Here is an 11,544-nt window from a genome sequence, read left to right on the forward strand (position 1 = left end):
GGTTGGCCGTCATCGAGGGGACGGACACACGAGCTGGCTGGCGACTGATCGCCGAGACGCTCCGTCCACGACGAGCCGGTGTCATCGCCGGGGTCGTGGTCGGGCTCCTCTGGTCGTTGACGAAGGTCAGCATCGGCCTCCTCCTGCGCCAGGCCGTCGACAAGGGCATCGAGGCCGACGCGATGTCGCCGCTCCTGTTCTGGTCGGTGGCCATCGCCCTCGTGGGCTGCGTGTCGGGCGTCCTCACCGGCGTGCGCCGCTACCTCGCGTTCAAGGAGGCCCGGCTGGTCGAGAAGCGCCTCCGCGACCGACTGTTCGCACACGTCCAGCGTCTCCACTTCGCCTTCCACGACGAAGCCCAGGCCGGCGACCTGATGAGCCGCGGGAACACCGACCTCCAGCACCTCCAGAACTTCGTGGTGATGATCCCGCTGACGATCGCGAACCTGATGACCGTCGTCGGCGTGACGGCCATCCTCGTGGTGATCGACCCGTTCCTCGCCGTCCTGTCCCTCGCTGCCCTCCCGTTGATCAACCTGGTCGCCAAACGGTTCGGCTCCCGGTTGTTCCCCTCGGTCATGGGCATCCAGCGCGAGTCGGCGGCGCTCGCGACGGTGGTCGAGGAGTCGGTTGCCGGCGTTCGCGTCGTCAAGGGCTTCGGTGCCGAGGAAGTCGTGAAGACCCGCCTCGGCGGGGCGGCCGACGACGTCTACCGCGAGTCGATGGACGCGGCCCGGATCCGCGCCACCTATCTCCCCGCGCTCCAGTTGCTGCCCAACGTCGGCCTGATCACCGTGCTCGGCGTGGGCGGCCACCGGGTCGTCGACGGGTCCCTGTCGCTCGGCTCGCTCGTGGCGTTCAACTTCTACCTGATCCTGTTGATCTGGCCGCTGCGCATGCTCGGCATGATCATCGCCAACGGCCAACGTGCGTCTGCCGCGGCACAGCGTGTGGCGCAGGTGCTCTCCACCGATCCCGTCGTCGTCGACGCTCCCGGGGCCCGGGCACTCCCCGAGGGTCGAGGAGAGGTCCGGTTCGAACACGTCGACTTCGCCTATGGCGCGTCCGACGAGGCCGCAGACGGGGCGGCGCCGATCCCCGTGCTCGACGGTTTCGACCTCCACGTCGAGGCCGGCACGTCGGTGGCCCTCGTCGGCGCAACGGGCTGCGGCAAGTCGACGGTCGGTCGTCTGATCCCACGCTTCTACGACGTCGACGCCGGGCGCGTCTCGATCGACGGCCTCGACGTCACGCAGGCCAAGGTGAGCGACCTCCGCCGCTCGGTCGGCATCGTCTTCGAGGACACGTTCCTCTTCTCCGACTCGATCGCCGCCAACATCGCCTTCGCCGACCCGGAGGCCTCGCAGGAGGCGATCGAGCGTGCAGCCCGTCTGTCCGGCGCCCACGACTTCATCGTCGCCCTCGAGCACGGCTACGACTCGGTGATCGGCGAGCGGGGCTACTCGCTCTCGGGTGGTCAGCGTCAACGGATCGCCATCGCACGGGCCGTGCTCGCCGATCCACGGGTCCTCATCCTCGATGACGCGACCTCGTCGGTCGATCCCACGAAGGAACACGAGATCCGTGACGCCCTCGGCGTCGTGATGGAGGGTCGGACCACGATCGTCATCGCCCATCGATCGGCGACGATCGCGTTGGCGGACCGGGTGGTCCTGCTCGACGAGGGGCGGGTCGTCGCCGCCGGCACGCACGACGAGCTGCTCGCCACCAACGACCGCTATCGCGAGGTCCTCGCCGCGGCCGACGACCTCGCGGACGACGCCGAGGTGCCGGTCTGATGTGGATGGGCGCCGGCGTCGACGAGGAGGACAAGCTCGACCGCGACGCGGCCAAACAGATCCTCCGGCGGACCTATCGGATGCTGCGTCCGCACCGTCGGCGGATGATCGTCGCCGGCGTCCTCGCCGCGCTGTTCACGCTGGGGACGCTGGCCGGTCCGCTCCTGGTCCGCACCGGCATCGACGACGGGATCAAGGTCGGCGACCGCGGTGTCATCAACACGGTCGTGGTCGCCTACATCGTGATCGCGGTGCTCTCGTACTTCGTGTACCGAGCCCAGGTCGTCTCGATCTCGCGTATCGGTGAGGACTTCCTCAAGGACCTGCGCCTCCGCCTCTTCGAGCACCTCCAGAAGATGTCCATGCCGTTCTACGACCGCGAGAAGGCCGGCGTCGTCGTCTCGCGGATGACGTCCGACATCGACTCGTTGTCGGAACTGGTCCAGATGGGCCTGCTGATGTTCGTGTCGAACGGCTTGTTGCTCGTCGTGTCGGTGCTGGTCCTCGGGGCGGTGAGCCTGAAGCTCCTCCTGCTGTGCATGCTGGCGCTCCCGCCGGTGATCATCGCCAGCCGCAAGTTCCAGCGCGACTCGAACATCGCCTACCTCGACGTGCGCGACGGGATCGGCGCCACGCTCTCGCAGCTGCAGGAGGGCATCTCGGGTGTGCGGGTCGTGCAGGCCTTCGCCCGCGAAGACGTCGAGTCGTCCCGCTTCGAGCGTCGGAACCGACGCCTCTACGACGCCCACATGAAGTCGGTCAAGATCTCGGCCTGGTACCTGCCGATCATCGAGATCGCCGGGCTCGGCACCACTGCCGCGGCGGTCGGCATCGGTGGCTGGTGGGTCCACCAGGGCGACCTGACGATCGGCACGGTCACGTTCTTCGTGCTCACGCTGTCGAACCTGTTCGAGCCCATCCAACAGCTCAGCCAGCTGTTCAACATGGTGCAGTCGGCCGGCGCCGGCCTGAAGAAGGTCTACGAGCTCCTCGACACCGACGTCGACGTGCCCGAGCGGCCGGGCGCCGTCGATCTCCCGGCCCGTGGGTCGATCGAGGTCCGCGACGTGGCGTTCTCGTACCTCGACGGGACCGAGGTCCTCGCCGGAGTCGATCTGACCATCGCTGCCGGCGAACGGATCGCGCTCGTCGGTCCCACCGGAGCGGGCAAGTCGACGCTCGCCAAGCTGATCGCCCGCTTCTACGACCCGACCGCCGGGAGCATCTCGATCGGCGGCGTCGATCTCCGCGACGTCACCCTCGCGTCGCTCCGGCGGACGATGGCCGTCGTGCCCCAGGAGGGATTCCTCTTCAACGGGACGCTGATCGACAACATCCGCCTCGCCCGACCCGAGGCGTCGGACCAGGAGATCGCTGATGCCATGGCGAGCATCGGCATCCTCGACCGCTTCGCCGATCTTCCCGATGGCCTCCACACCGAGGTCCGCGAGCGGGGGAGTCGGTTCTCCGCCGGCGAGAAGCAACTCGTCTCGCTGGGCCGGGCCGCGCTCGCTGCACCTGAGATCCTCGTCCTCGACGAGGCGACCTCGTCGCTCGATCCGGGGACCGAGGCCGTGGTCGAGCAGGCCATGGAACGGCTGGCCGAAGGGCGGACCACCATCGTGATCGCCCACCGGCTCACGACTGCGGCACGGGCCGATCGGGTGGCGGTCGTCGCCGGCGGACGTCTGGCCGAGGTCGGCACGCACGACGAGTTGATCGCCAGCGGCGGTGCGTATGCAGCGTTGTTCGCGGCCTGGGCCGGCGGTCAGCCGGTCTGAGCAGAGTCGGCGTGGGTTCGGGGCCGTCGAATTAGTAAGCTGCCCATAGGAGAAATCCCTTTCCTGTACGCCATCCCTACGCCTGGAGGCCCCTGTGGCCGTCACTGATCTCGATCTCGGCAAGTACAAGCTCGGCTGGTCCGACGAAGAGGACTACGTCTTCAAGCCCAAGAAGGGGCTCAACGAGGACATCATCCGCGAGATGTCGTGGATGAAGGGCGAGCCGGACTGGATGATCAACCTCCGGATGAAGTCGTACGCCCACTTCCTCAAGCGGCCGATGCCGTCATGGGGTGGCGACATGTCGGAGATCTACTTCGACGACATCTTCTATTACATCAAGCCGACCGACCATCAGGTCGACGCCTGGGACGAACTCCCGGACTCGGTCAAGGACACCTACGAGAAGCTGGGCATCCCCGAGGCCGAGCGCAAGTACCTCGCCGGCGTCACCGCCCAGTACGAGTCCGAGGTCGTCTACCACAAGAACCGTGAGGACCTGGAGAAGCAGGGCGTCCTGTTCACGGACATGGACACCGCGCTCCGCGAGTACCCGGAACTGGTGAAGAAGTACTTCGGCAAGACGATTCCGCCGAACGACAACAAGTTCTCGGCCCTCAACACCTCGGTCTGGTCGGGTGGCTCGTTCATCTACGTCCCGCCGGGCGTCGAGGTCGAGATGCCGCTGCAGGCCTACTTCCGCATCAACGCGGAGAACATGGGCCAGTTCGAGCGGACGCTGATCATCGCCGACGAGGGCTCGAAGGTGCACTACATCGAGGGCTGCTCCGCCCCGACGTACACCACCGACTCGCTGCACTCGGCCGTGGTCGAGATCATCGTCAAGCCCCACGCCCGCGTGACCTACACGACCATCCAGAACTGGTCGAACAACGTCTTCAACCTGGTCACCAAGCGTGCCCGGGTCGAAGAGGGCGGCCACATGGAGTGGATCGACGGCAACATCGGTTCGCGCCTGACCATGAAGTACCCGGCCGTCTGGCTCGTGGGTCCCAAGGCCTCGGGCGAGGTGCTCTCCGTCGCCTACGCCGGCGCAGGCCAGCACCAGGACACGGGCGCCAAGATGGTGCACGCCGCTCCCGAGACCACGTCGAAGATCGTCTCCAAGTCGATCTCCAAGGACGGCGGTCGCACGTCGTACCGCGGGCTGATCCGGGTCGAGGACGACGCCTACGGCTGCAAGAGCCACGTGCAGTGCGACGCCCTGATCCTCGACGACGAGTCGGTGAGCGACACCTACCCCTACATGGAGGTCGGTGCCCGCGACGCCAACGTCGGTCACGAGGCCACGGTCTCCAAGGTCGCCGACGAGCAGCTCTTCTACCTGCGCTCGCGTGGGCTCACCGAGGAGCAGGCCATGGGCATGATCGTGAACGGCTTCATCGAGCCCGTCACCCGCACACTCCCCATGGAGTACGCGGTCGAGTGGTCCCGCCTCATCGAGCTCCAGATGGAGGGCTCGGTCGGCTAGTCCCTTCGCCGGCCCCGGCCGGCGGCCCCCCCCACGCGCCCACCCACCACCGATGTGCGCAACGTGCCGATCGGCACGTTGCACCACGAAAACGACGCGGTACGTACCGATCGGCACGTACCGAACACCGGGGGTGGGCGCTCTCGGTGAAGGGCTCGGGTCGCTCAGTGTTCGATGCGCCGGTGTTCCACGACCAGGGTCGTGAGGATCACCACGTCCACGAGCACGAGCAACACGACGCCGTCGACTGCGCCCGATGCTGCGGCGAGCGCCGCGATGACCACGCCGGCGACGAGTCGTTCCTTGGCGACGGCCTGGAAGGCCCGCCAGACGCCAGCGGCGACGCCGGCGATGATGAGTGACAGCCCGCCGACGAGCATCACGCGGAAGTTGGCGGCCAACTCGTGGTCGGGATGGAGCGTGATCTCCTCGAGCGCTGCGGCCGACAGGATCACGCCGGCGACGATCGGCGCGTGGAACCAGGTGTAGACGTCTCGCACGTAGCGGCTGAGGTCCCGGCCGGAGAGCGACCCGGCGTGATGTTCGAGGCCCGGCCCTGGTCGGTCGAAGTAGCCCCACCACAGCAGCCCGGCGAACGCCCCCGACGCGACCAGCGCGATGACGGTCGTGGCTCCGAGACCCTCGCCGGCCTCGAGCGCAGCGACCACCGGGATGCCGATGGCGACGATGACCTCGCCCAGGGCGATGATGATGATGAGACCGTGGCGCTCGGCGAAATGTCCCGGCCGGATCACCCAGTCGCCGCGTCCGGCCATGCCCATCGCGAAGAGCACCACGGCGAGCGATGCCAGCCACGCCACGGTCCGTGGACCCTGGTCGAGAGACGAGCCCACGAGGAGGAGCAGCAGCGCGATCACGTTGATCGACACCCACTGGGCCAATGACGACCGTTCGCTGGCCTCCATGTCGTCGCCGAGCGCCATCGTGGCCATGCCGATCAGCGTGATCACGCCCAGGCAGACGGCGAAGACCGGTCCACCGTCCTCGTAGGCCGTGGACACCGAGGCAGCCATCGGCACGCTGACCGCGGTCGCGACCAGGAACAACGCCCGGACACGGCGGTCGTTGCCCGACACCGCGTTGGCCGACCACGTGAACTGCGACCAGGGGAGCCACAGCAGGCCGAACAGCAGCGCCGACCGGCCGACACCGGCCCAGTCGGCGTGGTGCACGAGGTTTCCCACCAGTTGGGAGAACGCATAGACGAACGCCAGGTCGAAGAACAGCTCGACCGGATCGGCCGTGAAGTCTTGGGTACGTTCCGGAACAGCAATTCCCCGCATGGCGGGAGCGTAGAGCGATCAGTCGAGGGTGGTGACCGATGCGGTGGCGTCGTCGACGGCGCCGGGGGAGTAGCGCATGGGCGCGAGCTGAACGGCAGCCCATCGGTCGAGCTGGTCGGCGTGGTGCGGACTCGTCGGGTCGCCATGCACACCGTGGGGCACGATCCACCCCGATCGATCCCAGTCCGACAGGTCGAAGACGTAGCGCGCCACAGGACTCGTGACCGATCGCATCGACGGGGGGATCGTCCCTGCCGCCCAGATGCTCTCGTTGTCGCCGCCGAGCTCGACCGAATCGGGCCGATCCAACGAGGCCGCGAGGTCGGGACGCAACGCCGCGAGTGGATGATGGAATCCGGCGGTGTGGAGTGCTCCCCACCGCCATCGAGACGGGTCGGTGCCGAGTTGTTGGGTGAGGGCATGGACCGCGGAACGGAACGCCTCGGCCATCATCTCGTCGGGGACCAGGTCGTGGTCGTCGATCAGGAAGCCGATGCGCAGATGGACCACGCGCATCGCCTGACCGAGCGTGTAGCCGAATCCGTCGACCACGGGCGCCCGGTGGAGGCCGAGGTCCGCGGACAACAACCGGACGAGCTCGGCTCGGGTCGCTGCGTAGACGACCGCGGCGCTGGAGGAGGCATCCATGTGGTGATCCCACGACGTCACCTGTGCGTGGGCGGCGCGCTCCGCCGAGGACCGGACGGTGAGGGAGGCGATCCGACGAGCGAACGAGGCCGCCACCGCCGAGTGGGTGTCGCCGAGCACCTCGAGGGCGTCTTCGGTCGACCACGCGTCGCCGTGCGAGAGCAGTTCGGTCAGTCGATCGGAGCGTGCCGGGTGCGCCCAGTCGTGCGAGACGTAGGGGCCGTCGCCGATCGGGTTGTTGGCAGTGAGCAGCACGCCGGTCGACGGGTTGCGGATCCGTGTGAGGTCGACGTCGTCCACGAATGAGGTCCAGGCGTTGGCGCCGTCGACGATGGTCCAGCCGTTCGCGTGCGGGCGGACGGCGAGCCGACCGCGGAAGCGGTAGGCGATGTCACCGGCCCGATCGGCGATCAGCACGTTGTTGCAGGGGATGACCCATCGGGAGAACGCGGCGTCGAGATCGTCGGCCGAGCGAGCGAGCATCTGGGGCAGCAGGCAGTCGTAGGTGGTGTCGGGCGCCGCCGTGGCCGTCCATCGCATCGCCACGCCGACCCCCGCGTCCGGGCCGCCGGCGACGACCGGTCCATTCGCCGTCTCGAGACACTCGACGGTCTCGGCGTGTGCCCCCGCGACCTGGATCGTCTCGATCCGGCGAGCGACCACGGGGTCGTCGTCGCCGAAGTGTTCGAGGAACAAGTCCTGGTCGTCGGCCATGCCGTGGGTGATGCTCCACGCGACGTCGGCGTTGTGGCCGAAGTGGGGGAAGCCGGGGACGCCGGGGAATGACAGGCCGATCACGTCGGCGCCGCCGTCGCCGGCATCGGGCCACGTCACGTGGTTCTGCCAGTAGACGTTGGGCAGGTCGATCGCCCGATGTGGGTCGCCCGCCATGATCGGCATCCCGGTGGCCGTCCGGGACCCCGAGAGCACGAAGTTGTTCGATGCTGCGCCACCGGTCCCGAGCGTCTCGAGGTCGGCGAGCACCTGTGACGTCTCGGCCACGGCGGCGTCGATGTCCATGGTGACGACCTCGTCGACGACCCCAGGGTCGATGTGGACGCCGGGGACCGACGGCCAGAGTCGCGCCGCCATCGCCGGTCCGACGACCGAAGCCACGGCGGAGCGCCACAGCTTCACCTCGGCCGTACCCATCCACAGGTGACGAACCTTGAACACCGCGATGCTGTGCCAGGGCTCCCACGGTGCCGGCGGGGGCGCATCGAGGAGGCCGAACTCCGGCGGCAACGCCGGCAGCGTGGCGAGGGCGTCGTTCACGCCGCGGGCGTACGCAGCGAACATCGCCTGCGTCCGTTCGGAGAGCAGGGCGTGGTCTGCTTCCGCAGCACGGGCGAGGCCGAGACGGAGGTGATAGCGGTCGGCGGCGAGGGCGGACGGGCCGATCACCTCGGAGAGGCGTCCGAGTGCCTTGCGGCGGTCGAACTCCATCTGCCACAGACGGTCCTCGGTGGCGGCGAAGCCCTGGCCACGGAACGCCTCGGTTTCGTCGTCGGCGCGGATGTGCGCGATGCCGTCGGTGTCTCGGATGATCGTCGTCGCCACGACCACAGCATGACGCGTCAGGATCCGCGAGGGTCGGTGGCACAATGGCCCCATGCCGATGCGGCAGGACTGCAAGTACTTCGAATCCCGGAGCTATCCCAACGGTGACACCGTTCGGAAGTGCGATCTCGATCTCGCACCCGAGGCGCCGTGGCGCTGCCCGGCCGACTGTCCTGCCTATGCCCGCCGATCTGTCGACGTGAACTGGAAGCACGGAACGCTCGTCACACCTGCCACCCCCGACGAACCGGTGAGCCTCGCCGACGACGACGGGTCGATCGCCGCTCTGCTCGACGCCGCGGAGGACATCGTGAACGCCGCCGGTCCGGACATGATGGCCGAGGTCGAGCGAGAACGTGAGCGAGCCTCGCTTCCCCGTTGGAAACGGGTCTTCAAGCGACGCCGGAAGGGCAACGACTAGCCGAAATCCCGTCGCCGGCTCACAGCCGGTGTGAGCCAGCGACGGGATTTTCATGGTTGTGTCGGGCTTGGGGAGATCGGCGCGCACGCCGGTAGAGTCAGGGGTTCCGGGGGCCAGAAACTGGCCCCGTTTCCGCGAAGAAGGCAAGGTTCGTCCCGCCCGATGAGCACCGAATTCACCATCGACGCTGCTGGCGCCGTCCCCGGCCCCGCCTGGCAGACCGAACGCCGTCGCGCCGCGGCCGAGCGCTTCGCGGACTCGGCACTGCCGACCGCCGAAGAAGAGGTCTGGCGCTACAGCCGTATCGGCGACCTCGACCTCTCGGCGTTCCGGCCAACCGACGGCTCCGTCACCGACCTCGACCCGACGGTCGACGAGTTGATCGCACTGGCATCGCCCGGTGCGCTCGTGGTCGTGACCATCGACGGTCGGGTCGTCCACCAGCGAGCCGGCGACGGCGCAGCTGCCGTCGTCGAACCCGACGAGGCAGCTTCGTCACTCGGCGCAGCGCTCGACGGTGCCGACGACGCACTCACGGCCCTCCACGACGCCTTCGCCACGCCGCTCGAGATCACGGTTCCCGAGGGTGCCTCGGGTGGCGACGTCGTCGTCATCCACCAGTACCGCTCCGAGGGGGTCGCCAGCTTCCCCCGTCTGGTCGTCCATGCGAAGCAGAACGCCGACGTCTCGGTGGTCGAGGTGTTCACCAGCCCGGACGGCACGCGCAACCTCGCCATCCCGGTCACCGAACTCCTGGTCGACCGCGACGCCACGCTGCGTCATGCCTCGGTCCAGGTCCTCGGCGACCTCGCATGGCAGATCGCCCGTGTGTCATCGACCGTCGGTCAGAACGGCACGCTCACGTCCGGGTCCGCGGCCTTCGGCGGCGACTACAGCCGTCTGCGGGCCGACACGGTCCTCGCCGGCCGAGGTGCACACGGCGACCTGTTCGCCGGGTACTTCGGAACCGGGAGCCAGTTGCTCGACTTCCGCACGTTCCAGGACCACGTCGCCCCGGACACGACCTCCAATCTCCTGTTCAAGGGAGCGTTGGGGGAGAAGGGCGCATCGGTCTACACCGGCCTCATCAAGATCCGTCCCGATGCACGCGGCTCGCAGGCGTTCCAGACCAATCGGAACGTCAAGTTGTCCGACGACGCGTGGGCCGAGTCGGTCCCCAACCTCGAGATCGAGAACAACGAGGTGCAGTGCTCGCACGCGTCGACCGTCGGTCCGGTCGATGCCGAGCAACGCTTCTATCTCGAGAGCCGTGGCGTGCCCACGGGCCGAGCGGAGCGACTGATCGTGAAGGGCGTGTTCGACGAGGTCGTCGAAGCGCTCCCGCTGGCCGGATTCGAGCCGATGGTGCGCGAGCACCTCGACGCCGACCTGGAGAAGACCCTGCCGTGAGCACCCGAATCTGTTCCGTGAGCGACATCGAGCCCGACTCGGCGATCCGGGTCGACATCGATGGCCATCGTCTGGCCGTCGTCCGCTGCGGCGACGACGTCTACGTCATCGGCGACCGGTGCACGCATGCCGACATCTCGTTGTCCGAGGGTGAGGTCGACTGCGCCGACGGCACGATCGAGTGCTGGAAGCACGGCAGTGCGTTCCGCCTCGACGACGGCGAGCCCGAGACCCTGCCGGCGACACGACCGGTTCCGACCTACGCCGTGACCGTCGACGACAGCGGCGACGTCTTCGTGGAGTTGGGCGCATGAGCGAACTCGAGATCAAGGGCCTGGCGGCGACCGTCGCCGGCAAGGAGATCCTCAACGGCGTCGACCTGACGATCCGTAGCGGCGAGGTCCATGCCGTCATGGGCCCGAACGGTGCCGGCAAGTCGACGCTGTCGTACGTGTTGGCCGGCCATCCGGCGTTCACCGTCACCGGCGGCTCGGTCACCCTCGACGGGGTCGACCTCCTCGCCATGGCGGCGTGGGAGCGGGCCCGGGCCGGGTTGTTCCTGGCGATGCAGTACCCGACCGAGGTCCCCGGCGTCCGTCTGGACGAGATGCTCCGTGAGGCAGCCATCGCCGCCGGCCGTGACGTCGAGGCGGTCGCCGATCTGTTGGTGGCGGAGGCCGAGCGCATCGGTTTCGACGCCAAGTTCCTCGAGCGACCGCTGAACGTCGACCTCTCCGGTGGCGAGAAGAAGCGCAACGAGACGCTCCAGTTGGCGACGCTCCAGCCGAAGTTCGCGATCCTCGACGAGATCGACTCTGGTCTCGACATCGATGCGCTCCGTGATGTCAGCCGACGGATCGAAGCGATGAGCGAGCAGGGACTGGGCGTTCTCGCGATCACGCACTACCAGCGTCTGCTGGAAGAACTCCGGCCCGATCACGTGCACGTGCTCGCGCAGGGACGAATCCAGCGTTCGGGCGGGCCAGAACTGGTCGAAGAGCTCGAAAACGAGGGATATGGCGCGTTCGGGACGGCCCAGAACTGACCAACCGGTCATCCCGGCCATGTCTGCAATCGTTGATTTTGCGTCGTACAGTGGTGGCACTTCCGACTACGGAAGCCGGCGAGA

9 protein-coding genes are annotated in these 11,544 nt (G+C 67.9%); 7 read left to right on the top strand and 2 right to left on the bottom strand.

What is annotated here, in order from left to right:
- The first annotated feature begins 2 nt into the window (after positions 1-2).
- From AB8619_RS03930 to sufB, 3 genes are all read left to right on the top strand, one after another.
- Positions 3-1,799: an ABC transporter ATP-binding protein gene (locus AB8619_RS03930; RefSeq protein WP_436795153.1), complete on the top strand. Its 1,797-nt coding sequence runs from the start codon at positions 3-5 to the stop codon at positions 1,797-1,799.
- The gene (locus AB8619_RS03935; protein WP_436795154.1) at positions 1,799-3,580 is read left to right on the top strand and encodes an ABC transporter ATP-binding protein; all 1,782 of its coding nucleotides are present in this window, start codon (positions 1,799-1,801) and stop codon (positions 3,578-3,580) included. The genes AB8619_RS03930 and AB8619_RS03935 overlap by 1 nt, the downstream gene beginning before the upstream one ends.
- A 94-nt stretch (positions 3,581-3,674) precedes the next feature.
- Entirely contained in the window at positions 3,675-5,072 is a 1,398-nt protein-coding gene (sufB, locus tag AB8619_RS03940) for a Fe-S cluster assembly protein SufB (protein ID WP_436795155.1), read from the top strand.
- A gap of 164 nt (positions 5,073-5,236) precedes the next feature.
- Here the strand turns inward: sufB and AB8619_RS03945 are convergent, their stop codons facing one another.
- Entirely contained in the window at positions 5,237-6,376 is a 1,140-nt protein-coding gene (locus AB8619_RS03945; protein WP_436795156.1) for a low temperature requirement protein A, read from the bottom strand.
- 18 nt (positions 6,377-6,394) lie between these two features.
- Positions 6,395-8,584 carry a penicillin acylase family protein gene (locus tag AB8619_RS03950; protein WP_436795157.1) on the bottom strand — a complete coding sequence of 730 codons (2,190 nt, stop codon included), beginning with the start codon at positions 8,582-8,584 and terminating at the stop codon, positions 6,395-6,397.
- Positions 8,585-8,636: 52 nt separating this feature from the next.
- Between AB8619_RS03950 and AB8619_RS03955 the strand changes: the two genes are divergently transcribed.
- From AB8619_RS03955 to sufC, 4 genes are all read left to right on the top strand, one after another.
- Entirely contained in the window at positions 8,637-9,005 is a 369-nt protein-coding gene (locus tag AB8619_RS03955) for a hypothetical protein (protein WP_436795158.1), read from the top strand.
- Between the two features lie 162 nt (positions 9,006-9,167).
- A complete protein-coding gene (locus AB8619_RS03960) occupies positions 9,168-10,415 on the top strand; it encodes a SufB/SufD family protein (protein ID WP_436795159.1) in 1,248 nt (415 codons plus the stop codon).
- Entirely contained in the window at positions 10,412-10,729 is a 318-nt protein-coding gene (locus AB8619_RS03965) for a non-heme iron oxygenase ferredoxin subunit (protein ID WP_436795160.1), read from the top strand. The genes AB8619_RS03960 and AB8619_RS03965 overlap by 4 nt, the downstream gene beginning before the upstream one ends.
- Positions 10,726-11,460, top strand: coding sequence for a Fe-S cluster assembly ATPase SufC (gene sufC / locus AB8619_RS03970; RefSeq protein WP_436795161.1), 735 nt, complete (start codon positions 10,726-10,728; stop codon positions 11,458-11,460). Before AB8619_RS03965 ends, sufC begins: the two co-directional genes overlap by 4 nt.
- Positions 11,461-11,544: the final 84 nt, after the last annotated feature.

Origin of the sequence: Actinospongiicola halichondriae (genome assembly GCF_049103745.1) — a bacterium.
Taxonomy (GTDB): Bacteria; Actinomycetota; Acidimicrobiia; order Acidimicrobiales; family Salinilacustritrichaceae; genus Salinilacustrithrix; species Salinilacustrithrix halichondriae.

Bases quoted from the DNA above. Each gene is read 5' to 3' on its own strand.
- AB8619_RS03935 (WP_436795154.1), top strand. From the start codon at position 1,799: ATGTGGATGGGCGCCGGCGTCGACGAGGAGGACAAGCTCGACCGCGAC.
- AB8619_RS03945 (WP_436795156.1), bottom strand. From the start codon at position 6,376: ATGCGGGGAATTGCTGTTCCGGAACGTACCCAAGACTTCACGGCCGAT.
- AB8619_RS03955 (WP_436795158.1), top strand. From the start codon at position 8,637: ATGCCGATGCGGCAGGACTGCAAGTACTTCGAATCCCGGAGCTATCCC.
- AB8619_RS03960 (WP_436795159.1), top strand. From the start codon at position 9,168: ATGAGCACCGAATTCACCATCGACGCTGCTGGCGCCGTCCCCGGCCCC.
- sufC (WP_436795161.1), top strand. From the start codon at position 10,726: ATGAGCGAACTCGAGATCAAGGGCCTGGCGGCGACCGTCGCCGGCAAG.